Below are 26,087 nucleotides of genomic sequence, written 5' to 3'. Positions count from 1 at the left end.
AGTCAGTTCTATCGAGGCTCGCTCGCCAGACCGCGCCAAATCGCAACGCACATGATAAGCAGCACGATCGTGAACGGCAGGCCAGTTGAAATCACCATGGATTGCAGCGACTTCAGGCCACCTGCAGAAAGCAGCAGCACAATCGCGATCAGACCTTCAAACAAACACCAGAACACACGCTGTGGTGCAGGGGCGTCCACTTTACCGCCAGCTGCGATGGTGTCGATCACCAATGAGCCAGAGTCGGAGGAGGTGACGAAGAACACGATCACTAGAACGATGCCGACAAAGCTTGTGATGGTTGCCCATGGCATAGCATCCAGCATGGTGAACAGCTGAACCGGCAGAGCGGCCTGCTGAACAGCGGTGTAACCGTCATTGACGATCTGGCTGATCGCAGCGCCGCCAAAGATGGACATCCAGAGCACACACACCAGAGACGGGATCAGCAGCACGCTGACAAGGAACTCACGAACCGTACGCCCACGGCTTACACGTGCGATGAACATGCCCACAAATGGCGACCAGGAGATCCACCAGGCCCAGTAGAACGAAGTCCAACCTTGCATGAAGTTTACATCTTCACGACCCACTGGACTGGAAAGGGCAGGCAGATACTGCAGGTAAGCGCCAAGGTAGTTCAGCACATCCGGCAGCAGGATCATGCTTGGGCCAGCGATAACAACGAACATGACCAGCAGAACGGCAAGGCCCATGTTGATCTCAGAAAGCAACTTCACACCTGCTTCCAGGCCGCGCACAACAGAAACCAGAGCAACTGCGGTGATGCCGGTGATCAGAATAACCTGCCACGTACTGTCAATCGGCATACCAAACAGCTTGTTAAAGCCGGAGTTGGCCTGCACTGCACCAAGGCCAAGAGAGGTTGCCAGACCGAATAAGGTCGCGAAGACCGCCAGAATATCAATGATATGACCCGGCCAACCCCACACGCGCTCACCAAAGATTGGATAGAACGCAGAACGGATGGTAAGCGGCAAACCTCTGTTATAACTGAAGAATGCAAGGCTCAAACCAACCACAGCATAGATCGCCCATGGGTGCAGCCCCCAGTGGAAGATGGAGGCCGCCATACCCAGACGGATCGCTTCTTCTTGCGTCGCCGCAGCACCAAGAGGCGCCCAGTCAGTGCGCACGCCATCAGCTCCAACTGTGGTGCCGCCAAGAGCGGAGGAGAAGTGACTGATCGGCTCAGAAACGCCGTAGAACATCAGGCCGATGCCCATTCCGGCTGCAAAAAGCATTGAGAACCAGCTCACATAGCTGAAATCAGGTGTCGCTTCCTTACCGCCAAGGCGGATCTTGCCATAAGGGCTGACGACGAGAACCAGACACAGAATAACGAAGATGTCGGCAGAGCCGATGAAGAACCAGTCAAAGCCTTTGGTCACTGTCGAAAACAGCAGGCTGAAAACGGAGTTTGCCTGATCTGGCAAAAAGAGGGTGTAAGCAACAAAAGCAACAACAGTCAGCGCTGAGATCGCAAATACCGGATTGTGAATGTCAAAGCCGATTGGCCCAAGTTTTCCTTCAATATTGTCTTGGCCAAGACTGTAATCCGAGTCTGCCAGTTCGTCCGATGGACTATCTAAAACCCCCGCCGGGGGGCGGTCGGTATTGCGTAAATCAGTCATGCAGCTTCTCCTGTGTTGGACCTTCTATTTTGTGGTCAGGAGAGATCCTTTGGCTGGACCTTTCTTATCGTTCTTGTTGATCGGATACCCGTTTTTTGTGTTTGTTTTCAATGGTTGGGGGAGCGTCTGACACTAAAGTTCAACTTCAATGTCAGAAAGTGGTGTGGTGCAGCAGATCAGGATCTTGCCCTGATCAATCTCTCGTTTGCGAATGCCGCCGCCATGCTGCATGTCGGTTTCACCCGAAACGAGTTGAGACTTACATGTCCCGCAAATACCGCGCTGACAGGATGCCATCGGCAAAATACCAGCCTCGCGGGCTGCAGAAAGGATTGTCATACCCGGACCGCACTCCACCACATGGCCGGTCTTGGTAAAGCTGACGCGGTAGGTCTGGTCACTGATCTCTGGCGCAGCAACTTGCTCTTCAAACGTACCGGCTGTTTCAGCGCCAAAGTCAAAGCTCTCTTCATGGTAGTTGGTCATGTCAAAACCAGCTTCCAGCAGCATGTTCTGCACGCCTTCCATAAAGCGGGCAGGGCCACAGCACAGGATCTTCCTGTCCTTGAAGTCCGGTGACATCAGCGAAAGCATCTGCAGGCTCAATCGTCCTTCAAACCCGCTCCAGCTGTTATGGCCGGAGGTTGTGCTGCACGTAAATGACAGCTTGAAAGCTGGGTTTTGCGCTGCCAACAACTCCAGTTCATCTTTAAAGATGATATCCGCCGGAGTGCGTGCTGCATGAATAAAATGGAGATCAGTCGGCGCACAAAGATCACAGGCCGTGCGTGTCATGGACATCATTGGCGTAATGCCACTGCCAGCCGAAATGAACAGCAGTTTTTCTTCCTGTGTCGCATCCGTGGTGAACTCACCAGCAGGACCGGTCACATTCACTTCCTTGCCCGGCACCATGTTGTCAAGCAGCCAGTTGGACCCCGGACCGCCCGGCACCCGTTTGACTGTGATTTCAATACGGTAAGGCCGCGCAGCACTGGCTGAAATCGTATAGCTGCGCATGATCATGCCTTCGACAGGAAGTTCAAAGGTCATATGCTGGCCGGGATAAAACCTGAAAACACGGGGCTCACGTGCCGAAAACAGGAACGTCTTTACATCATGCGTTTCCTGCCGAACCTGTCGGCAGACCAGAACATCATCCACCTCCGGATCCCACATGGGGATCCGGGTTGCCTCGGTGAAGTGCTCTTCATCGTAGTCTGTGACGGTCTTCAGATCATCAAAAGTTACATTCTGGGTCATGCATCCGCCATTTCAATAGTATCGGCAGGCATGTGCGCTTTATGACGCTCAATGTACCACTCACACAACGCCTCCACATGAGGCTCCGTGTACTCAGAGTAAGGGCCTTGCTCATAAGCTGGGTCTTCACTGCCCAGCTGTGCCAAACGCACAAGATCCGCATCTTGCTGGTTGGTCATCATCCAGACTTGCTTCAGATTATCGAGGTTGTAATCCTCTCCCTCAATCGCATCCTTGTGCACCAGCCACGTGGTCCGCACCAGCGTTCGATCCGGCGACAACGGGAAGGACGCGAACGTCACGATGTGATCGCTCATGAAATGGTGCCATGAGTTGGGGTTATGCCAGAAGCTCAGTCCCCCAAGTTTGGCGTCTTTGAAATCACCAAGAAGCTTTTTGCAGGCAATCTTGGTATCCAGCGTATGGGACTCGCCTTCACCCATCAACGGCAGGCGAATGCAGCGGAAACTGGTGGTGTTGGAAAGCTTGTCTACCTCAGCAGAAGGTAGGCCTGCAGCCTCCCAGCGCTTATGCTCGCTCTCGAGCAGAGACAGGTACTTGTTAACGTCCGCAGTGCGCCGCTCATCCATCTCATCAGGCGAGAAGCCAAAGCCGAACTCGGAAAGTGGCACGGTCAGCTGCGGATGCGTACCTTCGCAGTGATAGCACTCACGGTTGTTCTCAAGCGTCAGCTTCCAGTTGCCTTCCTCTACCAGATCAGCGGTATAGGCCACCTTGCAGTTGGCAATATCATGAGGCGCGATGTAGCGCTCCATGGTCTGCGCCATCTCTTCGATGTCTTCCGGCGGGTTCTTGGCAAGGCAGATGAAGAGAAGGCCAGCAATGGAGCGCACATGAACGGTCTTCAGGCCATGGCAGGTCTTGTCAAAGTCCTTGCCCATATGCTCAGCCAGAATGAGTTCACCATCCTCATTGTACGTCCAGCCATGATAGCGACACACGATGTTGCCGATGGTCGCTTCAGGCTCATCAATGAGCTTCGCACCGCGATGTCGGCAGATATTGTGAAAACCACGGATCTCCATGTCATCACCGCGCAAAAGCAGGACAGATGTCTTGCCAATTTCGACGGTGATGCAATCACCTGGTTCGGGAAGTTGAGGTTCAACAGCCACGAAAATCCAGTGCTTGCGAAAAAACACTTCCATGTCCAGATCAAGAATGTCGGGAGCACTGTAGAAGGGGGCTCTGAGGCTTTTGCCCTTTTCGCGGTGAGCTATAAGATCTTTGATATAAGACGGAACGCTCATGTTCAGATACCTCGGCTAAAAATGGTGCCTGGGGAGTTGACCGGTGCAGGTTGCTGAGATGACCAGGTTGGATGCCTGACCGCGACAAACGAGTGAGTTAAGGGGCGAATCTGACTCTAGGGAAAACGAGTCCAGATTTCTTTTGGGATTTAGATGCTTGGGGCATCTGGTTAAAGTGACAAGTGAAAGGCGTCGGGAGACTTTATTATAGCTCTGCCGAACCTGAGGGGGACAATGATCAGCGACCGTCATTAGCTCAGCACAGAAGAGCCTTTGGCCGGATTGCAATCCAGAAGACTTGAGCGAAGCGCAAGCCCTGAAAAATGCTGACTGATACACTTTAAGCCTCCCTCTTATCGTGCGGCAGCTCTCCTAATTTTCAGGTGCCGTATCTTTGCGTCACACACCCGAAAATCGAGAGTAATCAGGAAATCTAGTTCGAATTAATCTCACACTGGCAGGAAGTTTGAGGCATTTTGCCAGTAAAAATGCGACGCCTGAACACTGTGATTGGTGTAATCATGACAAGCGCTCAACTGCACGCAGCAACGCCTTGCCAAATCAGCGGATGCTGATGCAGCCCATGTCGCAATACTTCTGGTGGAATCTGTTGGACCTTGCTGATCACTCAAGGCGAGTGCCATAAAAAATGCGGCCCTAAAGGCCGCATTCAAACTCTTTTGTGGCAACGGAAAGCAGCCCCATCACATGGGGCACAAACGATCGCCAGACATCCAGCCGAAACTGGTTCTGCTCCTCCCGCGTCAGGATCACCTGCACACTATCAAAAACAGTCCGCACCCCACACCCAACCGTCAGCTCCCTCAAGTTGCGGGGACACGACGTGGATAACAGCTCCTCAGCTTCTGGTCCCGAAACCCGGATACTCACTTCGCGGCTGGAAACCTCCGTCAGACTATGAACAGCATCTGCATAAACTGCCGCCAGAGGTTCTTTGATCTTCGCTCGCTCATCCATTGGGCAGGTCAGCATCCATTCATCCGGACCCAACTTGAGAGCGGTCACGTTGCCGGAGCGAACCAGCTCGCTGATGGTGGACGGCAGCTCAAATCCGAGGGCTTTTGACATAGCAACGGTGTTTTCGCGTTTGCAACGCAAACTAAAACGGCCCATCGCTGGCAGAGTTTCGACTATGGTGTTGAAAGCCATTTGCGCCGCTCCTTTAAAGATTAATCCGCTCGCCATCAGGATCGTAAAACACGGTCCCGGTAACGGTTGCACGATGGGTTTGTCCCGGCATCGGAACGTCGATCGACTTCCCATCCCGCTCAAAACCACCTTCAATCAAGGCCATGGCAATGGAACGCCCCAAAGATTCACTCCAGTAGGAAGATGTCACATGTCCCAGCATCTTAGCCGGAATGGAGGTATCTCCAGACTCCACAATCTGCGCGCCTTCCTCCAGCACAACACTCGGGTCTTCCGTCAAAAGCCCAACCAACTGCTTGCGGTTTGAAAGCAACATGTCAGGCCGCGTCAAAGACCGCTTGCCCACGAAATCCGGCTTCTTCTTACCAATCGCCCAGGTCAGCCCCGCATCTGCAGGTGTAACTGTGCCATCAGTGTCTTGGCCGACGATGATGTAACCCTTTTCTGCGCGCAAAACATGCATGGTTTCAGTGCCGTAGACACACATGTCATACTTCTTGCCTTCCTGATAAAGCATCTCCCAAAGTGCTCGACCATGTTCAGATGGAACATTCACCTCAAAACCCAGCTCCCCGGTAAAGCTCACCCGGAACAACCGCGCTTCAAACCCGCCGACAGTACACTCACGAAGTGCCATATGCGGAAAGGCTTCGGTAGAAAGATCAGTGCCTTTGACGAATGGTTCCAATACCTTACGTGCATTCGGACCATTGAGCGCAATGGTGGACCACTGCTCAGTTGTTGACGTTAGCCACACATCCAGATCCGGCCATTCAGTTTGCAAAAAATGCTCCATCATGGTCAAAACCCGCGCAGCACCGCCAGTTGTCGTCGTCACATGGAACCGATCCTGACTTATCCTCCCAATCACACCATCATCACGAATGAACCCATCTTCACCCAGCAGAAGTCCATAACGACACCGCCCCGGAGCAAGCTTGGACCACGGGTTGGTGTACATCCGGTTCATGAACTCGGCTGCATCCGGTCCCACCACCTCGATCTTGCCGAGGGTAGAGGCATCAAACATGCCCACAGAAGCCCGGGTTTCTCTGCATTCCCGCGCAACAGCAGCGTGTATATCTTCGCCAGCCTTTGGATAATACCAGGCCCGGCGCCAGAGCGAGACAGGTTCAAAAACGGCACCGTTTTCTTCCGCCCAACTGTCAATCTTGGTCTTGCGCGTCACCTCAAACAGCTCATCCTTGTGGTAACCCGCAAAGGTGCCGAATGTGGTTGGTGTGTAAGGCGGACGGAAGGTTGTCAAACCAACCTTGGGAGCAGGGCGTCCTAACTCGTCAGCTGCGATCTTCAGCCCGTTCATGTTGGACATCTTGCCCTGATCGGTCGCCATGCCATTGGTTGTAAAGCGCTTTACGTGCTCAATGGAGAGCATACCTTCACGCACAGCAAGACGAATATCCTTCGCTGTCACATCATTCTGGAAGTCTACAAATGCCCGGCGAGCAACTTATCATCGTTGCTCGGCAGTTCTTCCATCACGATGCCAGACCCGGCCCGGTCGCCATCCACATCAACCGAAATGGTTTTCGCAGTCTGTCCCAAAGAGGTCAGTGCTTGCTCTGCTGCAAGCACACCATCATCAAACGCTGCCTGCTGGCTCCACAAACCGCGACCGCCACCCGCAATATGGCAGCGCTCTGTCTTCTCTCCAGGAAGGAAAACCTCGTTCTCCTCATCCCAATGCAAGCTGCCCTTGGTGTGAGAGAACAAATGCAGCGATGGGGTCCAGCCTCCACTCATCAACACTGTATCGCAGGAAACAGACGTAATATCAGAGACTTTCCCATCACCGGTTACCCTACCAACCTGAACGCCAGAAACGCGTTTCTTACCTGCAACGCTCAAAACTGTGTGGCCTGTCTTTACAGTTATGCCCCGCGCTTGCGCCTCAGAAAGCAGATGATCGCCAACGGAAGAACGCACATCAACCAGCGCAGCGATCGTCACGCCCGCATCAACCAAATCAAACGCTGCATACCAAGCAGAGTCGTGCGAAGTCATAACAACAGCCGCAGTGCCAACCTTCACCCCATACCGATTGAGGTATGTCTGCGCAGCACTTGCCATCATCACGCCCGGGCGATCATTGCCATCAAACACCAAAGGTCGCTCCAGCGCGCCTTGCGCCAGAATGACTTCCTTCGCCCGAATGCGCCACATCCGCTCTCGCGGTGCACCTGCTGGCGGATATGCCAGATGATCCGTCAGCTTCTCAGCCACACCCACCATGTTCTCATGATAGTACCCAATCGCAACAGACCGTGTCATGAGGCGCACATTCGGAAGTGTACTAAGCTCTTCAATACATTCAGAAAGCCACGTTTCTGTCGGCTTACCATCAATGCTCGCAGGCGCTTCAGAAAGCAGGGAGCCACCAAGCTCCCGGTTCTCATCCACCAGCACCACATCCGTGCCATTCCGTGCTGCAGTGAGCGCCGCAGCAAGCCCAGCAGGACCGGCGCCGACAATCAGTAACTCGGCGTACAAATAGCGTGAAGCATAGGCGTCTGCGTCCGGCTCGCTTGGTGAAACTCCCAAACCAGCAGAGGCCCGAATGACCGGCTCATAAACCTTGTCCCAAAAGCTCTTTGGCCACATGAAGGTCTTGTAGTAAAAGCCAGCCGCAAAAAGCTTATGTAGCTTATCGTTGATCGCACCAACGTCGAAGTTCAGGCTTGGCCACTTATTCTGGCTGACAGTTGTCAGTCCCTCATAGATCTCCTGAACGGTTGCGCGCGTGTTCGGCTCAAACCGTCCGGCACCTCCGCGAGACGTCCCGATCAGCGCATTGGGCTCTTCTGATCCTGCTGTCACCGGCCCACGAGGGCGATGATACTTGAACGAACGCCCCATAAGATGCACGCCATTCGCCAGCAGGGCGGAAGCGACCGTATCGCCCTCAAAGCCTTCATAGGAAACACCATCAAAGGTAAAGCGAATGCGCTTGTCGCGATTGATGCGACCTTTGCCATCAACTCTCAAGTTGCTCATTGCTCTTTTCACCTTCTTCAGAACCAGTCGGACGAGGCTGCTCAATCTCATAGGTCGCGATAAACTTATCGCTCACGGTGTTGCGCAAGGCATTGAAATAACGTCCACATCCATGCGTATGGCGCCACTGTTCAGCATGGTCTCCCCGCACATTGGAACGGATGAACAAGTAATCCCGCCACTCAGCATCGCTCTGCTCAGCAGGGTTTAGTGGACGAGCGATATGCGCTTGTCCTGCATACTCAAACTCAAGCTCGGGTAGTTTTTCCTTGCAATAAGGACAGTGAATTAAAAGCATCGGCTGCCTCCTTAATGCGCAACAGCAGCAGCGGCTGCTTCGTCAATTAGACGTCCGGTTTCAAAACGTTCAAGCGTAAATGGTGCATTGATCGGGTGGGGTTCATCTTGTGCGATCGTATGCGCAAACACATGCGCAGAGCCCGGCGTTGCCTTGAAACCACCCGTGCCCCAGCCACAGTTGAGATAAAGCCCTTGCACCGGCGTCTTGCCAAGGATCGGAGAACGATCCGGCGTCACGTCAACAACTCCGCCCCATTTGCGCAGCATGCGTATGCGCCGGAAGATCGGGAATACCTCGCAAATCGCAGCCAACGTATGTTCAATCAGTGGAAGCCCGCCGCGTTGGGAATAAGACACATACTGGTCAGTCCCGGATCCAATCACCAGCTCCCCCTTGTCAGACTGGCTGATGTAAGCGTGCACGGTGTTGGACATAACCACCTGCGGAAAGATCGGCTTCACAGGTTCTGACACAAGCGCCTGCAAGGGATAGCTTTCCAGTGGAAGGCGAACCCCAGCCGTATCCATCACAACGGAGGTACCACCGGCTGCTGACACTGCGATCTTCTTCGCTTTCACAAAACCACGGGCCGTTTGCAGGCCAGTCACGGCTCCTTCAGGCCCGCGCTCAATGGAAAGAACAGGGCAGTTCTGAATGATATCAACACCACGCGCTGCAGCCGCACGCGCATAACCCCAGGCCACCGCGTCATGACGAGCAGTTCCACCACGCTGCTGGAAGGCGGCACCCATCACCGGATAACGTGCGCTTGGCGAGATGTTGAGCGGTGGGCACTTCTCTTTTGCCTGCTCAGGTGTGAGCCACACATTGTCGACGCCGTTCAACCTGTTGGCATGGATATGCCGCTTAAAGCTCTGCACATCATGAACATTATGCGCCAGCATCATCACACCGCGCTGCGAAAACATGACGTTGTAATTGAGATCCTGACTAAGCCCATCCCACAGATCCACCGCATGGTCGTACAAGCGCGCGCTTTCGTCATAAAGATAGTTGGACCGGATGATGGTGGTGTTACGGCCTGTATTGCCACCGCCAAGCCATCCCTTGTCAATCACCGCCACATTGGTGATGCCATGTTCCTTGGCCAGATAATAAGCAGCGCCAAGACCATGCCCACCGGCACCCACGATGATGACGTCATACTCGCTCTTAAGCTCAGCATCAGGCCATTGCGGCTCAACATTCTTATAGCCCGTAAGCGCGCCCTTCAGAAGCGATACTGCGGAAAATTTTGACAAGGCTACCTCCTTGGAATTCAAGCAAGTTTGCCCACTAAGTAAAATCGTGTATGGTACTCTTGCGAAGAATTTGGAGTATTTTTGCGCAAGGGGTGCAGATGGCAATTACCGATAGTCCTTCACGGAAATCTCGACCTGCACTCAATGTTGCTTCATTCTTGCCAACCGTTTCACGCTCTCTGCCTTCGCCAGCTTCATCGACGTCCTGCGCCTTTCAGCAGATGAAGGGGACAGCAGTCGTCCGATCCTTTGTAACTGGAGTGTTATTGCTCCCGACATGAAACCCATCCGCGCCAGTTGCGGCGTGCGCATTCATCCTGATACCGGTTTGGCTGACCCATCCAGTTTTGATTATCTGGTTGTTGTCGGCGGCCTGATTGAACACATCGAGCGACTGGATCGTCGCTATGTAGACTACTTGCAAAGCGCTGTGGCTAAGAATGTTCCTCTGATTGGCCTGTGTACCGGTAGCTTCATACTGAACCGGGCAGGTCTCATGAATGGATACAAATGCTGCGTTAGCTGGTTCCACCGCACGGATTTTCTGGAACAGTTTGATGGCTTGGAGCCAGTCTCGGACCGGATCTTCGTAGTGGATAGGGACAGGATCTCCTGTTCTGGCGGAACAAGCGCTGTTCATGTGGCAGCATATCTGGTGGAACGACATGTTGGCCTGCGCCAGGCGCGTAAAAGCCTGAATATTCTCATGGTGGATGAAGCGCAGGATGACAGCAAAGCCCAGCCGTTCTTGCCCACATCGCTGAAAGCTAAAGATAATCTGGTCCAGCGTGCAGTCCTCATGATGCAGCAGGAGACAGAAAACCTGCGCAGCATCGAGCAACTCTGCAAAATGCTGGGAGTAGGGCGCCGCAGTCTGGAAATGAAGTTCAAAGCGGATCTGGGGAAGTCACCCGCTGAAGCCCTCAGTCACATTCGTATAGAAGAAGCCAAACGCTTGCTGGATGAAACAGATGCCACCATAACAGACGTAGCAATCCGCTCCGGCTTCTTCGATGCATCCCACTTCAACAAGGTCTTCAAAAAACACACCGGCCAAACCGCCAGCACCTATCGCAAATCCCTGATTGATTAGCGGCGCAGTTTCTTAATCCCAAAACCAACCAGTCCAAACACAGTCGCCCAGAACGCAATGGAAAGCACTGTTGACCACACAAGCAGCAGTGCCGACATGTCTCCTAACAGGATACCGGAGGACCAACTGACAACGATGAAGGGCAGTAGGAGAACATTCGCTAACACAGGCGAAACCTGCAGGCCAACAAAAAAGCCCAGAGGGGCAACGATAATCCCGAAGAGAGCTCCGGCAATGATGAAGATGTTTGTCATGATCCAACCAGAAACGCAAAACGAAGATAAATCTCAAGCTGACTTCCAACTTAGGGGCTCTCTGTAAACAAGAAAACCGTAAGCCGGTCGGTTCCTTAAGATGCCCTCACCGAAAACGGTACCTGCAAAATAAAGTTGTGTCTAAAATATAGTCACGACCAAAAATCGCATAAATAATAATCAAAAATACTCACTTATGAGCAGTGCCTGACAAACTCCGCGCGCTCAAAGAAATGTAAAATAATCAAATATTACAAAGCATTATTGACTTTTCTCAACTCCGCGAAATGCTCTGGCACAGGATTTGCTGAATTCATGCTGACCTAAACGTTTTGTGGTCGCTGAGCACTCTGGAGCAACCAGTGGTGCCGTCACTCATACAATTGGAGTTGGGAATGGTTCGTTTCAGCAAAAAAGTGATTTCTGCAGCAGGTGCATCTCTTTTGGCATCTACGATCATCAGCGGAGCAGTACAGGCCGAAGATACCATCAAGGTTGGCATCCTTCACTCACTTTCAGGTACCATGGCCATCTCAGAAACCACACTCAAAGACGTCATGCTCATGCTCATTGAAGAGCAGAATGAGAAGGGTGGTCTTCTTGGCAAAAAGCTGGAACCCGTTGTTGTCGATCCTGCCTCCAACTGGCCTTTGTTTGCGGAAAAAGCACGTGAACTGCTGGAAGTACATAAGGTCTCAGCGGTATTCGGCAACTGGACTTCAGTCTCCCGTAAATCTGTTTTGCCAGTCTTTGAGGAGCTGAATGGTATCCTTTTCTATCCAGTGCAATATGAGGGCGAGGAAAGCCAGCGAAACGTCTTTTACACCGGCGCTGCCCCCAACCAGCAAGCCATCCCAGCAGTCGATTATCTGCTTGAACACGAAGAGGTGGAGCGCTGGGTTCTGGCGGGAACTGACTACGTCTACCCGCGTACAACCAACAAAATCCTTGAGGCCTATCTGAAGTCCAAAGGTGTGTCTGAAGAAGATATCATGATCAACTATACTCCGTTTGGTCATGGGGATTGGCAGACGATTGTTGCTGATGTCAAAGCCTTCGGTTCAGCTGGTAAGAAAACTGCCGTTGTGTCCACCATCAACGGCGATGCGAACGTGCCATTCTATAAGGAACTGGGCAACCAGGGCATCTCCGCAGAAGACATCCCGGTTGTGGCCTTCTCAGTTGGAGAAGAAGAACTGGCAGGTCTGGATACTGCACCACTCGTCGGTCATCTGGCAGCATGGAACTACTTCCAATCTGTCGACACAAAGATCAACGGTGAGTTCATCGAAACATGGCAGGTCTATACGGGTGATGATGACCGTGTCACCAACGATCCAATGGAAGCCCACTTTATTGGCTTCAATATGTGGGTGAAGGCCGTCGAAAAAGCAGGTTCCACGGATGTGGACAGCGTGATTGATGAAATCGTTGGTGTATCCGTGCCCAACCTGTCCGGCGGTCACTCCACCATGATGCCAAACCACCACATCACAAAGCCGGTTCTGATCGGTGAAATTCAGGAAGATGGCCAGTTTGATATAGTCGATGAAACGGACGGTCTTGTTGCAGGCGATGCATGGTCTGACTACCTGCCAGAATCCGCCAAACTCATAGCTGACTGGCGCAAACCGCTCTCCTGCGGAAACTTCAACGTCACTGCCGGATCCTGTGGTGGCGCAGCCACCAACTGATCCAATTCCCACCAAGCCAGTGCGGGTGCGCTCCAAACGCATCCGCGATCATATGACCTTTTAAAAATGAGGAGCACATGGGGAAGAGGATTTACCCAATAGTACTCTGCCTGTTCATGGCGTTTGTCCTGGTAACGCCAGCACATGCAAGCGCGACACTGGAAGAAGCGGTTCAGACTCTGGCAACGGGTAAGCTCAAAGAACGCGCCACCCAGATTGATCAACTGGCAAGCTTTCAGGATGTGCGCGTGGTTCCGGTGCTGGAGGCTCTCGGGGCAGGGACACTGTTTTTCCGGAAGAGCGACAAAGCGGTATTCAGAACTGCGCCAACCAGGGATGGACTTCAGCTTATAGAGCCGTTGACCGGTTCAGTTGTGGCCACTGAAGCCAAAAAGAACCTGCGTAAAATCAAGGTCAACAACAAGCTACGTCGTCAACTGAAAGCCGTAATTGCGGATCTCACATTAGCAAGTGCTGATGAAGGCATGCGCTTGCAAGCAGTGAATGCTCTTGCAAAAGCTGGAGACCATAATGCCTTGCCGGATTTGAAGGCAGCCCTTGCAAAAGAGCAGCATGAAGCCATCAAAACAGCGCTGTCAGAGGCTATCGCAGCCTTGACTTTGAAAGATCCTGAGGCAACCGAAGAAGAAAAGTTGTCGGCGCTCATTCTCTTTAAAGAAAAGGGCAACCAGCAAGCACTCGCAATCGTATCCGCTTTTGCAGCGCAAGCTTCTTCGCCGCAGGAACAGGCTGCTGCTCAATCGGCTCTTGCGTCCGTCGAAAAAACACTGGCCTTCTGGGAAGCGGGACAGAACATCTGGTATGGCCTGTCGCTAGGATCAGTTTTGCTACTGGCAGCTATTGGTCTTGCCATCACATTTGGCGTTATGGGCGTCATCAACATGGCCCACGGCGAAATGGTGATGATCGGCGCTTACACCACATTTGTTGTACAAGAACTTATCCGCACCAGCTTTCCGGGAGCCTTTGAGTATTCACTGGCCATCGCACTGCCAGCCGCTTTCTTCGTACCAGGTGTTGTCGGATTAGCACTGGAACGCAGTGTGATCCGCTTCCTATACGGGCGACCGCTGGAAACTTTGCTAGCGACCTGGGGTGTCTCTCTCATGCTCCAGCAAGCGATACGCTCCATCTTCGGCCCAACCAATCAGGAAGTCGGCAATCCTGAATGGATGTCCGGTGCGTTTGAACTGGGCGGCCTCACACTTACAGCTAATCGTTTCTGGATCTTAGTTTTTGCGCTGTTTGTGTTCGCGGTGCTGCTGGTGGTCCTCAAACACACGCACTTCGGCCTGCAAATGCGCGCCGTCACACAAAACAGAGGCATGGCTGCCTCCATGGGCATTCGCACGCCATGGGTCGATGCGTTCACATTCGCTCTTGGCTCAGGCATCGCCGGGATCGCTGGAGTAGCCCTCTCGCAAATATCCAATGTCTCACCAAATCTAGGCCAGCTCTATATCATCGACAGCTTCATGGTCGTCGTGTTCGGTGGCGTCGGCAATCTGTGGGGCACGCTTGTCGGTGCCATGAGCCTCGGCGTGGCCAATAAGTTCCTTGAGCCGTACTCCGGCGCAGTTCTGGCAAAAATCCTCACCCTCACGGCCATCATCCTGTTCATCCAAAAGAAACCGCGCGGCCTGTTCGCGCTGAAAGGACGGGCGGTAGAAGCATGATCTCCCGATTTCTTCTCGAAAAACTGGAAGGACACATCCTCTGGTTTGCAGCCGTAATCATGATGCTGGCTGTTCTCGTGCCACTCTTCAATCTAGTTGTACCAGCCGAACACCCCTTGCATGTGCCGAGTTACATTGTCGGCTTGCTGGGCAAATACCTGTGCTACGCTATGCTGGCGCTGGCCCTTGATTTAGTCTGGGGCTACTGCGGTATTCTATCGCTTGGTCATGGAGCCTTCTTCGCACTCGGCGGATATGCCATGGGCATGTACCTGATGCGCCAGATTGGCGACCGGGGTGTCTATGCTCATCCGGTACTGCCAGATTTCATGGTGTTCCTCAATTGGCAGGAATTGCCTTGGTTCTGGTATGGCTTTGATCAGTTCTGGTTCACAGCGCTGATGATCCTCGCTGTGCCGGGTTTATTGGCCTTCGTGTTTGGGTATCTGGCATTCCGCTCGCGGGTCACAGGTGTTTATCTGTCCATCATCACCCAGGCGATGACCTACGCCTTGCTGTTGGCGTTCTTTCGCAATGATATGGGCTTTGGAGGCAACAACGGCCTCACAGACTTCAAGGATATTCTAGGCTTTCCGTTACAAGCTGACGAAACCCGGGCAGCGCTCTTCGCTGCAACAGCTGTTTTCTTAGCAATATCACTTGTAGCGTGCTCCTTTGTCGTGCGGTCTAAACTCGGCAAGGTCATGCTGGCAGTCCGTGATGCTGAGAGCCGTACACGCTTCATCGGCTACCGTGTTGAGCATGTGAAACTGTTTGCTTTATCCTCTCTGCCATGATCGCCGGTATCGCAGGGACGCTCTATGTCCCACAAGTGGGCATCATCAATCCGGGAGAGTTCGCGCCAGCCAACTCTATCGAAGTGGTGATCTGGACTGCTGTCGGTGGCCGGGGAACATTGATTGGTCCGATCATTGGCGCAGTGCTCGTCAATGGCGGCAAAAGCTACTTCACCGCTGCATTCCCGGATCTGTGGCTCTTCGCCCTTGGTGGCCTGTTTATCATCGTCACTCTTTTCCTTCCCAAAGGCATTGTCGGTCTGATGGAACAGTTACGCCACTCATTGGCACGCCGCATTCCTCAAAAGCAAAGTATAGCAACACCGGAGGCCGCGGAATGATCCAGACGCAAAACGCACCCCTTCTTTACATGGATGGTGTTTCAGTCAGCTTCGACGGATTTAAAGCCATTGATAACCTGTCGCTCGTGGTTGAGCCGGGGGAGATGCGCGCCATCATAGGCCCTAACGGTGCTGGCAAAACCACTATGATGGATATCATTACCGGCAAGACACGACCCGATAAAGGAGAGGTCTTCTTTGAAGGAAGCACTGACCTAACGCAATTGGATGAAGCCGATATTGCCCGTATAGGGATCGGCCGAAAATTTCAGAAACCAACCGTTTTTGAAAGCCAGAGTGTCTTCGACAATCTGGTACTGGCTCTTGAGGGTGAACGCAGTGTTTTTGCAGCGCTGTTCCATAGCCTGGACGAAGAACAGCGCAAGCGGATTGAAGAGATCCTGGAGACAATCCGCCTGACATCGCGCCGTGATGTACTGGCAGCAGACCTTTCTCACGGTCAGAAGCAATGGCTCGAAATCGGCATGCTGCTGGCACAGGACCCCAAACTGTTGCTGGTCGACGAACCCGTTGCAGGCATGACGGATGCAGAAACCATCGAAACCGCGCGTTTACTGCGGGAGATCGCCAAAACCCGATCCGTCATTGTCGTTGAACACGACATGAGTTTCATTCGGGATCTGAACGTCAAGGTGACATGTTTGGCAGAAGGTTCTGTACTTTCCGAAGGCTCTCTGGCCCATGTTTCTTCCGATGAAAAAGTCATTTCAAGCTATCTGGGGAGGTAAAGCATGCTGAACTTGGAAGTCAGCGGTGTGGATCTGCACTATGGTGCTGCGCAAGCCCTGCGCGGTCTTTCTCTTAATGCGGAAGAAGGACAGATCACCTGTGTGTTGGGCCGCAATGGTGTCGGTAAAACCTCACTTCTGCGTGCCATAACAGGGCATCAACGGATTTCTGATGGGGACATCCGCGTGGACGGAGCGAGCCTTGGCAGCTTAAAGTCATATGCCCGCGCCGCACAAGGCATCGCCTATGTGCCTCAGGGCAGGGAGATCTTTCCTCTGCTCAGCGTACGTGAGAACCTGCAAACCGGTTTTTCTCGCCTGCCACGCAAGGAAAGGTTCATTCCGCAAAAGGTCTTTGAGTTGTTCCCGATCCTTGAAAAAATGATGGATCGTCGGGGAGGAGATCTGTCAGGCGGGCAACAACAGCAGCTGGCTATTGGACGTGCATTGGTAACACGCCCACGCTTGCTGGTGCTGGATGAACCCACAGAAGGCATTCAGCCCTCCATTATCAAAGACATAGGCAGAGCCATCAAACAGCTGAAAGAGGAGGGGCTAACTATCCTGCTTGTAGAGCAGTATCTCGAGTTCTGCCGAGAACTTGCTGATGTAGTTTACATTCTTGACCGTGGTGAGATCGTCCATACAGGACCGGCCAGTGATCTGGATAAAGACCATGTCCGCCAGCATCTTACCGTTTAAGCAAGTTAGCCAGCCACTCGAAACGAAAGTGCCTCGGGTACCGGCTATGCAGCGCACAAAAGGCACCGGCAGAGTTGGGTTTAAAGCCGCTCAGCATGAAGGACTGCCTCCAACTTTGCAGGAACTCTATCAGGAAGGTGCAGCCAAAATCCGTCTGCCAAAGGTCTATGATGATATGGCCGAGGCCGCGCTCATAAACACCAGTGGCGGTGTCACAGGTGGGGACGTGTTGAATTGGCACGTGAACCTGCAGACCGGTGCCAAAGCCGTGCTGACCACACAGGCTTGCGAGAAGATATATAAGTCTTCAGAAGGCACTGCACAGATCACCAACACACTGAACGTAAAAGATGATGCTGAACTGCACTGGCTGCCGCAGGAGACGATCCTTTTTAATGAGGCCAGCCTGTCTCGAACGCTTCAAGTAGATCTCGCCCCCTCTGCACGTTTTCTTGCCGTTGAAGCAGTCATACTGGGTCGTCAGGCCATGGGTGAAACAGTTGAACGCGCCTACTTCAAAGACACATGGCGTGTACGCAAAGCTGGAAAGCTTATTCATGCAGATGATGTGCTTTTAAACGGTGGTCTGGGAACGAGAGCAAAAAATACTGCAGTCCTTAACGGAGCACGGGCCTTCGCCTCCATTCTCTATATCGGGCCAGATGAGGAAGACCTTTTGAAGGCACGCGCGCAAAACCTCCAGAAACTGCAAGATCCCAAGCAAGTAGTCCTCAGTGCTTTTCGAGGAAAGCTCGTTGGACGGGTGATGGCGCAAGATGGCTATACTTTGCGCCAAACCCTGATCCCACTTTTACAAAGTCTGCGGTTGGGACGTGAGCTGCCGAAGCTCTGGAACCTTTAAGAAATATCGGGAGAAATCATGAACCTTACACCAAGAGAGAAAGACAAGCTGCTGGTCGCCATGGCCGCGCAAGTCGCACGTAATCGACTTCAGCGAGGTGTCAAACTCAACCATCCTGAAAGTATTGCCCTCATCACCGACTTCGTTGTTGAAGGTGCAAGGGACGGTCGAACCGTTGCGGAGTTGATGTCAACCGGAGCCGATGTATTGACCCGTGAGCAGGTGATGGAAGGTATTCCTGAAATGATCCATGACATTCAGGTGGAAGCCACATTCCCGGACGGTGTCAAGCTCGTCACCGTCCATAGTCCGATCCGTTAGGAGGTATTCATGATCCCGGGAGAAATCATAACAGTCTCAGGTGATCTGACCCTGAATGAAGGCCGTGCGAGTGTATCGATTAAAGTCGCCAACACCGGAGATCGACCGGTGCAAGTGGGTAGTCACTACCACTTTGCTGAGGTCAATAGTGCGCTCAGGTTTGATCGTTTAGTGGCACACAGCATGCGCCTAGATATTGCACCAGGAACAGCCGTGCGCTTTGAACCGGGGCAAACCAGAGAGGTCTCCTTGATTTCCTTTGGAGGCAGTCAAACTCTTACCGGATTTCAGATCAAAGAAGTGGAGACCACTTAAATGGCAGCCACGATTTCAAGAGCAGCCTATGCCGATATGTTTGGGCCAGCAGCCGGAGACAAAGTTCGTCTTGCGGACACGGAGCTCTTCATCGAAGTTGAAGCCGATCTGACCACATACGGCGAAGAAGTGAAATTCGGTGGAGGCAAAGTCATTCGCGATGGCATGGGGCAAAGCCAGTTATCGCGAGCAGACGGTGCCGTTGATACGGTCATCACAAACGCGCTTATTGTCGATCACACTGGCATCTACAAAGCAGATGTGGGTCTGAAAGACGGTTTGATTCACGCTATCGGAAAGGCGGGTAACCCGGATACGCAGGATGATGTAACCATCATAATTGGTCCCGGAACTGAGGCCATTGCAGGGGAAGGCAAAATCTTGACGGCTGGCGGCATGGATGCTCACATCCACTACATATGCCCGCAGCAGATCGAAGAAGCTCTAACCTCTGGCGTCACGACAATGCTCGGTGGAGGTACAGGACCAGCCCACGGCACCCTCGCAACCACGTGCACCCCAGGGCCGTGGCATATTGCCCGTATGATTGAGGCGGCAGATGCATTTCCAATGAACCTTGCTTTCGCCGGTAAAGGCAATGCTTCACACCCCAAGGCACTGGAAGAGATGGTACTTGCTGGTGCTTGCGCCATGAAACTGCATGAGGATTGGGGCACAACTCCTGCAGCAATCGATACCTGCTTGAGCGTGGCGGATGAACACGATGTGCAGGTGATGATCCATACAGATACGCTGAATGAAAGCGGATTTGTTGAAAATACAGTTGCAGCCCTCAAAGGCCGTACGATCCATGCCTTCCACACTGAAGGAGCAGGAGGCGGGCATGCGCCGGATATCATCAAGGTCTGTGGTCTACCTAATGTGATCCCGTCATCCACCAACCCGACGCGCCCTTACACTGAAAACACAGTGGCGGAACATTTGGATATGTTGATGGTCTGTCACCATCTGGACACCAACATTCCAGAGGATGTTGCCTTTGCGGAAAGCCGTATTCGCAAGGAAACCATCGCGGCGGAAGATATCCTCCACGACATGGGAGCCTTTTCCATCATCGCCTCTGATAGTCAGGCTATGGGCCGTGTAGGTGAAGTGCTCATACGCACCTGGCAAACTGCGGATAAGATGAAGCGTCAACGCGGACCGCTACCTGAAGAAACCGGAGACAACGATAACTTCCGCGTCAAACGTTATATCGCCAAGTACACGATAAACCCTGCCATAGCTCATGGTCTTTCCAGACATATCGGCTCCATTGAGGTCAGCAAACGTGCGGATCTAGTGCTATGGTCTCCTGCTTTCTTTGGTGTCAAACCGGACATGGTGCTTGTGGGTGGCACCATTGCAAATGCTGTGATGGGCGATCCAAACGCCTCCATTCCGACACCTCAGCCTGTTCATTATCGCCCAATGTTCGGTTCGTTTGGCAAAAGCCTGACAAACTCCTCGGTCGTGTTTGTTTCAAAGGCCGCTCAAGCAGCTGGACTGCGGGAAAAACTCGGTACTGCAAAGCAGATGGTTGCGGTCGAAAACACCCGTTCCGGCCTCTCTAAAACGTCCATGGTGCACAACAGCTTGATGCCTCACATGGAAGTTGATCCCGAAACTTACGAAGTGAGGGCAAACGGTGAGCTGCTGACCTGTGAACCCGCCGATATCGTCCCAATGGCACAAAGGTATTTTCTGTTCTGATGATCAAAGCAACTTCTTTGAAAAGAGCTGGCGATTACGCTGGCACCCCCGCATTCACCATCACACTCGCTCATGATGAACGCCATTTACGGCGCAAACGCCTCGCATCGACGTGCGGAACAGGCATTATGGTGGATTTGCCGGAACCAGTTGTTCTGGGTGAGGGGGACGTCTTTGTGTTAGCCGATGGCCAGCTTGCAGTGATCGCTGCAACGATTGAACCACTCTACAAAGTTACAGCGCGTGATCCCCTGCATTATGCTGAGCTTTGCTGGCACTTGGGCAACAGGCATTTACCGGCACAAATCACGCCTCCTGCCATCTTCATTGGTCGAGACCATGTCATCTATCATATGTTGGAAGGACTTGGAGCAAGGATAGAGGAAGTTAAACTGCCGTTCTCGCCGGTGCGTGGTGCCTATCATAAACATGGTAGTCACGCCCATGAGCATAGTCATGAATGAAGTCGCTCCAACGACGGCTCTTCTACAACTCATGACTTGGCTTTCACCCAGTTTTCCGACTGGAGCATTCGCTTATAGTCATGGGCTTGAAAGCGCGATCCAGCGTGAGTTGATCACTTGTAGGAGCGATGCAGAGGAGTACCTACATGATCTAATTCACACTGGAAGCCTGTGGAATGATCTGGTCCTCGCATCACTATCTTGGAAAGCGGCCACGCAAGAAGATATTGCATTTCTTTGCCAGCTGAATGAACTCGCACTTGCTCTTTGTCCGGGAGAAGACCGGTTTATGGAAACAACCTTACAAGGGGATGCGTTTTCAAAAGCAGCAAAACCGTGGGGCTCTGAAAAGATTGCTCTCCAGCTCGACAGTGCTGACCTTGCTTATCCGATTGCCGTTGCAACAATCGCTGCAACTAACTGCGTTCCTCTGATAGCAACTCTAGCCGCATATCAACACAGCTTCTGCGCAAATCTGGTCAGCGTCATGATGCGTTTGGTTCCACTTGGACAGACTGATGGCATGCAAATTCTCGCAGATCTGGAACCTCATCTGGCTGAACTCTCTATGAGGGCAGCAACTGCAAGCTTAGACGATCTTGGTAGCACTACGCTTCACGGTGATTTTCTTGCCATGGCACACGAGCACCAGCACACAAGGATTTTTAGATCATGACCTCTTCAAACGGACCGTTGCGTGTTGGTATCGGTGGACCGGTTGGTTCCGGTAAAACCAGTCTGACCGCAGCTCTTTGCTCAGCACTGCGCCACAAACTCTCAGTCGGAGTAATCACCAATGACATCTACACAAAGGAAGATGCTCTCGCGCTCGTGAAGATGCAGGCCCTTTCGGAAGATCGGATCATCGGTGTTGAAACTGGCGGTTGCCCGCATACTGCCATTCGCGAAGATGCCACTATCAATTTACAGGCTATTGATAAGTTAAATGAGCGTCATCCCGATCTGGATATTGTCTTCATTGAATCTGGCGGAGACAATCTGGCAGCAACGTTCTCTCCAGATTTAGCCGACTTGACGATCTACGTCATATCAGTGTGCCAGGGCGAGGAAATCCCTCGTAAAGGCGGTCCCGGCATAACCCGGTCTGACTTGCTGGTGATCAATAAATCAGATCTTGCACCATATGTAGATGCTGATCTTGAGGTGATGAAGGCTGACGCCACCAAAATGCGCGCAGGAAAACCGTTTCAGTTTACCGACCTGAAAAGCAGAAAAGGGCTCTCCGAGGTGCTTGTGTTTCTCGAAGAGCAGGGTGGCTTTGAGGTCAAGCAGGCTATGTAGATTATGCTTTCACACGTAACATCTTTGGATCATACAGCGACGCAAGGTGTACCTCGCAGGGGACGCGTTCTGTGGCGACTTCCAGTTCGTAGTGGCCACCCAGAACGAAGTCGGTGTCGACACCGTCGCTGTTTCGGACATATCCAAGGCCAATGGATTTTTGCAGGGTATGCCCGAAGCCGCCTGAGGATAGCCAACCGACACGAACCCCATCACGGTAGATCGTCTCTCGGCCTGAGAGGATGATGTCGCTATCTGTCACAAAGGTTGCGAGCATCTTCTTAATGCCGTGGGTCCTTTGCTGCTCAATCGCGTCGCGCCCTTTAAAGGCAATATTCTTTTTCAGTTTCACAGCCCATCCAAGGCCCGCTTCTTCCGGCGTATGGTCGGGCCCGATATCGCTGCCCCATGCACGATACCCTTTTTCCAGGCGCAGCGTTTCAATGGCTCGGTACCCCGCATTTCGGAGGCCAAACTCTTTGCCAGCTTCATGGAGAGCCGCATAAACACTGGTGGCATACTCCACGGGCAAATGAAGTTCCCAGCCGAGTTCTCCCACATAGGTCACTCTCAGTGCGTGGACCGGGCAGCCTGCAATGCCGATCTTGCGCGCTTGACCGAAACGAAAACTCTCATTGCTCACATCGTCTCGCGTCACGCGCTCCAGGATGTTGCGTGACTTTGGTCCCATGAGGGAAAGCACCGAATAAGCAGAGGTGACATCGACCAGCTGTACATTCATGCCTGCGGGGATGTTGCGTGAGATCCAGTCGAAGTCATGGGTGGCAAAACCGGTTCCAGTGACGATGTAGTACTCGTCCTCCGCAACGCGAACACAGGTCAGGTCGCATTCGATACCGCCATGGTCATTCAGCATCTGCGTATAGATCAATGTGCCGATTGGCTTGTCGACATCATTGGCTGCGATCCAGCTGAGGGCATCAACCGCATCAGGGCCTTTCAACGTAAACTTGGCAAAGGACGTCTGGTCAAAAAGAACAGCAGCAGACCGGGCAGCCTCATGCTCACGGCCGACAGGTTCGTGCCAGTTTGGCCTTGAGAAAGTATAGATATCCCGCTGCTGCTCACCGTTTTTGATATCTGCGTACCAGTTGGGGCGCTCCCAGCCCAGCTTCTCACCAAACACGGCACCATCTGCTTTCAGGTACTCGTAGAGTGGTGACTTGCGGCAGGGGCGACCACTTTCATGCTCTTCATTGGGCCACGCCATTGTGTAGTGCTTGGCATAGGCTTCCTTGGTACGTGTTCTGATCCAGTCACTGTCAAAATGGGGGCGGCCAAAGCGGCGGATATCAACGGGCCATAAATCAAACGGCGGCTCCCCTTTGGCTATCCACTCAGCCAGAGCCATACCAGCTCCGCCACCAGCTGCGATGCCAAAGGCGTTAAAGCCCGCATTGACGTAAAAGTTTTTCAGCTCCGGTGCTTCCCCCATAATGAAGTTCCCGTCGGGGGTGAAACTTTCCGGTCCATTGATCAGCTCCTTGATCCCGGCAGTCTCCAGCGCTGGCACACGGCCAAGAGAGAGTTCCATCAAAGGTTCAAAGTGCCCGAAGTCGCTGTCGAGCAAGGTGTAGTGGAAGCCTTTTGGAATACCGTCCTCTGCCCAGCTCAGCGGATTGGCTTCATAGCCACCCATCACAAGGCCACCGACCTCTTCTTTGTAGTAGGTCAGTCTGTCCGGATCCCTCAAAGTCGGCAGATCTCTGGGAACACCGGGAATGGGTTCAGTCACGAGATACTGATGCTGCATTGGAACTAACGGCACATTCACACCAACGCTTTTTGCAAAGTCTCGTGTCCATTGCCCGCAACACGCTACCACAACAGAACAGTCGATCCGGCCACCGGAAGTCTCAACCCCTTTGATCACACCCTTTTCAACGTCAACGCTCAGCACCTTGGTATCTTCAAAGATCTGCGCGCCAGCCATTCGTGCGCCTTTGGCAAGCGATAAAGTAATGTCCGATGGGTTCGCCTGACCATCACTGGGCAAAAAGGCTGCGCCAACCACATCGTCCACCTGCATCAGTGGCCACAACTCCTGTGCTTCCTTCGGCGTCAGCAACTGCATATCAAGCCCGAAAGAGTGGGCTGTCGTTGCTTGTCGTTGAACCTCTGTCCAACGTTCATGATTGCAGGCAAGCCGAAGCCCGCCGTTCATCTTCCAGCCTGTCGCTTGTCCGGTTTCCTCTTCGAGGCGCTTGTAAAGATCTACGGAGTAACCAAGCAGCTGCGTGATGTTTGCATTAGACCGCAACTGCCCCACCAAACCGGCAGCATGAAAGGTCGTACCGGAGGTCAGCTTCTTCCGCTCCAACAGCACAACGTCCCAGCCCAGTTTGGCAAGGTGATAAGCTGTTGAGCATCCAACAATGCCGCCACCAACGATCACAGCTTTGGCCGTTTTCGGTAATTCCTTCATTGCAACCTCATTTTAACTGGAGCTCAGCATAAGCGCGTTCAAACCGGAGCAGGTTTTCTCTGGTGTAATTGGCGTAATCAAACTGGATTTTGGATGTCTGCTCGGAAACCATGCTCCACATGCTTTCACGCAGCAAAGACGCACATTTCATCGAGTTGTATCTCTCCCACAACTCATCTGAAACGGGCGTGTCGAAATACGTTTCCAGAAGCAGTGTCTGCAGGTTTTCTGAAAGACTGGCGTTGGTGGCTAAACCTCCAAGATCAAACAAGGGAGAGTTCATGCCGGCATACTCCCAATCCACCAGCCAAAGTCGGCCGTCCTCATTCAAAATGTTGGCAGGCAGCAAATCGTTATGGCACAGCACCAGTTGCACCTTGCCAACAACAGCCTCAAGCTTTTGTGCTTTTTGCATCAGATCATCAAGCTTGGGTATGTGATCGGAATCGAGCAAGCGTAGGGTTTCTGTGTAATCCCGCAGGATATGAAATACCCAGAATGCCAAAACAGGCCCCCGGATCAGTTGCGTTGCGTCTCTGTGAACTTTTCCAAGCAGCGCCGCGATCAACTCAAGCATCTCAGGCTGCTGTATTTCTTCCTCACTGAGTGGATCTGCTGGAATGTAATCCTGAACAAGCGCGCCTTTTTGAAAGTATCGAACCGCAGGGGCTACACCAGCTGCATGAGCGGCCCGGCAAGCTGAAAGTTCGTTAAATCGCATCACCCCATGTTCAACGATGTCTTCTCCCAACCGAACAACATAGATGCGGCCTTCATCGGTGATCTTCACGTTGAAGTTTGTAATGCCACCACCCAGTATCTCAGCGTTGCTGGGCGCTTTCCAGAAGGGCAGTTCAAGTGCTTTGGTTACGGCTAATTCCTTCGTCAACGTCTCAGTCATGTCACCAGCCCCAATCTTGCTTGAGAGGATTTAGCGAGTGCGGATAAAATACGGTCCGCAATAACGGCAATGAAGGCAACGGCAAGACCCGCCACGATGCCTTGCCCAGTGTTTGCTTTGGTAAGAGCGATGTAAACTTCCTGGCCTAGATCACGCGTTCCCACCAATGCGGTGATCACAAGCATGGAAAGAGCCAGCATAATGGTCTGGTTCAATCCCAGAAGAAGGGAAGGGACCGCCAAGGGCAGTTTGATACGCCAGAGCAACTGCCAGCGCGTGCATCCTGAAACTTTGCCAGCCTCGATAACCTGCGGATTGATCTCGCGTATGCCGTGAGCGGCATACCGTAAAGCGGGCGCCATAGCGTAAAGCACAATCGCCACCATGGCGGAAAATTCGCCAACCCTGAACAGCATGACAACCGGAATGAGATAAACGAAGCTCGGAAGCGTCTGCAGCGTATCAACCAGTGTGCCAAGAACCCGGTTCGCCAGTTCAG

22 protein-coding genes and 2 pseudogenes are annotated in these 26,087 nt (G+C 52.7%); 13 read left to right on the top strand and 11 right to left on the bottom strand.

Annotated elements, in window-relative coordinates:
- Positions 1–8: 8 nt before the first annotated feature.
- The 7 genes and pseudogenes from JCM12308_RS00120 to JCM12308_RS00090 all read right to left on the bottom strand — a co-directional run bounded on the left by JCM12308_RS00120 (position 9) and on the right by JCM12308_RS00090 (position 9,937).
- On the bottom strand, positions 9–1,655 hold the full coding sequence (locus JCM12308_RS00120; RefSeq protein ID WP_174519162.1) for a BCCT family transporter: 1,647 nt from the start codon (positions 1,653–1,655) through the stop codon (positions 9–11).
- 132 nt (positions 1,656–1,787) lie between these two features.
- Positions 1,788–2,918 carry an FAD-binding oxidoreductase gene (locus JCM12308_RS00115; RefSeq protein ID WP_054782494.1) on the bottom strand — a complete coding sequence of 377 codons (1,131 nt, stop codon included), beginning with the start codon at positions 2,916–2,918 and terminating at the stop codon, positions 1,788–1,790.
- Positions 2,915–4,189: an aromatic ring-hydroxylating oxygenase subunit alpha gene (locus tag JCM12308_RS00110; RefSeq protein ID WP_008547298.1), complete on the bottom strand. Its 1,275-nt coding sequence runs from the start codon at positions 4,187–4,189 to the stop codon at positions 2,915–2,917. Before JCM12308_RS00110 ends, JCM12308_RS00115 begins: the two co-directional genes overlap by 4 nt.
- A 657-nt stretch (positions 4,190–4,846) precedes the next feature.
- Positions 4,847–5,359: a sarcosine oxidase subunit gamma gene (locus JCM12308_RS00105; RefSeq protein WP_054782493.1), complete on the bottom strand. Its 513-nt coding sequence runs from the start codon at positions 5,357–5,359 to the stop codon at positions 4,847–4,849.
- Positions 5,360–5,372: 13 nt separating this feature from the next.
- Positions 5,373–8,374 (bottom strand): annotated as a pseudogene (locus JCM12308_RS00100) (sarcosine oxidase subunit alpha).
- A complete protein-coding gene (locus tag JCM12308_RS00095; RefSeq protein WP_054782492.1) occupies positions 8,355–8,672 on the bottom strand; it encodes a sarcosine oxidase subunit delta in 318 nt (105 codons plus the stop codon). The pseudogene JCM12308_RS00100 and the gene JCM12308_RS00095 overlap by 20 nt, the downstream one beginning before the upstream one ends.
- Positions 8,673–8,683: 11 nt before the next feature.
- Entirely contained in the window at positions 8,684–9,937 is a 1,254-nt protein-coding gene (locus JCM12308_RS00090; RefSeq protein WP_054782491.1) for a sarcosine oxidase subunit beta family protein, read from the bottom strand.
- A 277-nt stretch (positions 9,938–10,214) separates the two neighbouring features.
- Here JCM12308_RS00090 and JCM12308_RS00085 point away from each other — a divergent pair, with 277 nt between their 5' ends.
- Entirely contained in the window at positions 10,215–11,030 is an 816-nt protein-coding gene (locus tag JCM12308_RS00085; protein WP_244271796.1) for a GlxA family transcriptional regulator, read from the top strand.
- Here the strand turns inward: JCM12308_RS00085 and JCM12308_RS00080 are convergent.
- Positions 11,027–11,284 carry a hypothetical protein gene (locus JCM12308_RS00080; RefSeq protein WP_054782490.1) on the bottom strand — a complete coding sequence of 86 codons (258 nt, stop codon included), beginning with the start codon at positions 11,282–11,284 and terminating at the stop codon, positions 11,027–11,029. The genes JCM12308_RS00085 and JCM12308_RS00080 overlap by 4 nt on opposite strands.
- 395 nt (positions 11,285–11,679) lie before the next feature.
- Here JCM12308_RS00080 and urtA point away from each other — a divergent pair, with 395 nt between their 5' ends.
- The 12 genes and pseudogenes from urtA (at position 11,680) to ureG (ending at position 22,241) form a co-directional block, all read left to right on the top strand.
- Complete coding sequence (gene urtA / locus JCM12308_RS00075; RefSeq protein ID WP_054782489.1) at positions 11,680–12,978, top strand: urea ABC transporter substrate-binding protein; 1,299 nt, start codon at positions 11,680–11,682, stop codon at positions 12,976–12,978.
- Between the two features lie 116 nt (positions 12,979–13,094).
- The gene (urtB, locus tag JCM12308_RS00070) at positions 13,095–14,675 is read left to right on the top strand and encodes an urea ABC transporter permease subunit UrtB (protein ID WP_054782488.1); all 1,581 of its coding nucleotides are present in this window, start codon (positions 13,095–13,097) and stop codon (positions 14,673–14,675) included.
- Positions 14,672–15,813: pseudogene (urtC, locus tag JCM12308_RS00065) on the top strand (urea ABC transporter permease subunit UrtC). The gene urtB and the pseudogene urtC overlap by 4 nt, the downstream one beginning before the upstream one ends.
- Complete coding sequence (gene urtD / locus JCM12308_RS00060) at positions 15,810–16,562, top strand: urea ABC transporter ATP-binding protein UrtD (RefSeq protein ID WP_054782487.1); 753 nt, start codon at positions 15,810–15,812, stop codon at positions 16,560–16,562. Before urtC ends, urtD begins: the two are co-directional and overlap by 4 nt.
- A 3-nt stretch (positions 16,563–16,565) precedes the next feature.
- Complete coding sequence (gene urtE, locus JCM12308_RS00055; RefSeq protein WP_054782486.1) at positions 16,566–17,264, top strand: urea ABC transporter ATP-binding subunit UrtE; 699 nt, start codon at positions 16,566–16,568, stop codon at positions 17,262–17,264.
- Between the two features lie 46 nt (positions 17,265–17,310).
- Positions 17,311–18,126: an urease accessory protein UreD gene (locus tag JCM12308_RS00050; protein WP_054782485.1), complete on the top strand. Its 816-nt coding sequence runs from the start codon at positions 17,311–17,313 to the stop codon at positions 18,124–18,126.
- A gap of 18 nt (positions 18,127–18,144) precedes the next feature.
- Positions 18,145–18,447, top strand: coding sequence for an urease subunit gamma (locus JCM12308_RS00045; protein ID WP_054782484.1), 303 nt, complete (start codon positions 18,145–18,147; stop codon positions 18,445–18,447).
- A gap of 9 nt (positions 18,448–18,456) precedes the next feature.
- Entirely contained in the window at positions 18,457–18,762 is a 306-nt protein-coding gene (locus JCM12308_RS00040; protein WP_054782483.1) for an urease subunit beta, read from the top strand.
- Entirely contained in the window at positions 18,763–20,475 is a 1,713-nt protein-coding gene (ureC, locus tag JCM12308_RS00035; RefSeq protein ID WP_054782482.1) for an urease subunit alpha, read from the top strand.
- Positions 20,475–20,939, top strand: a complete 465-nt coding sequence (locus tag JCM12308_RS00030; protein WP_054782481.1) for an urease accessory protein UreE — start codon at positions 20,475–20,477, stop codon at positions 20,937–20,939. The genes ureC and JCM12308_RS00030 overlap by 1 nt, the downstream gene beginning before the upstream one ends.
- A complete protein-coding gene (locus JCM12308_RS00025; protein ID WP_054782480.1) occupies positions 20,932–21,615 on the top strand; it encodes an urease accessory protein UreF in 684 nt (227 codons plus the stop codon). Before JCM12308_RS00030 ends, JCM12308_RS00025 begins: the two co-directional genes overlap by 8 nt.
- A complete protein-coding gene (ureG, locus tag JCM12308_RS00020) occupies positions 21,612–22,241 on the top strand; it encodes an urease accessory protein UreG (RefSeq protein WP_054782479.1) in 630 nt (209 codons plus the stop codon). Before JCM12308_RS00025 ends, ureG begins: the two co-directional genes overlap by 4 nt.
- A 1-nt stretch (position 22,242) precedes the next feature.
- Here the strand turns inward: ureG and JCM12308_RS00015 are convergent, their stop codons facing one another.
- From JCM12308_RS00015 to JCM12308_RS00005, 3 genes are all read right to left on the bottom strand, one after another.
- A complete protein-coding gene (locus tag JCM12308_RS00015) occupies positions 22,243–24,687 on the bottom strand; it encodes a GcvT family protein (protein WP_054782478.1) in 2,445 nt (814 codons plus the stop codon).
- Positions 24,688–24,694: 7 nt separating this feature from the next.
- A complete protein-coding gene (locus JCM12308_RS00010; RefSeq protein ID WP_054782477.1) occupies positions 24,695–25,588 on the bottom strand; it encodes a choline/ethanolamine kinase family protein in 894 nt (297 codons plus the stop codon).
- Positions 25,585–26,087, bottom strand: a 503-nt coding sequence (locus tag JCM12308_RS00005; protein WP_128647293.1) for an ABC transporter permease, incomplete at its 5' end; no start/stop codon positions are given. The genes JCM12308_RS00005 and JCM12308_RS00010, both read right to left, overlap by 4 nt.

This window comes from Pseudovibrio denitrificans JCM 12308 (assembly GCF_001310815.1).
Taxonomy (GTDB): Bacteria; Pseudomonadota; Alphaproteobacteria; order Rhizobiales; family Stappiaceae; genus Pseudovibrio; species Pseudovibrio denitrificans.
Note: the sequence above shows the minus strand (reverse complement) of the source record. Positions and strands in the feature narration are given on the sequence as shown.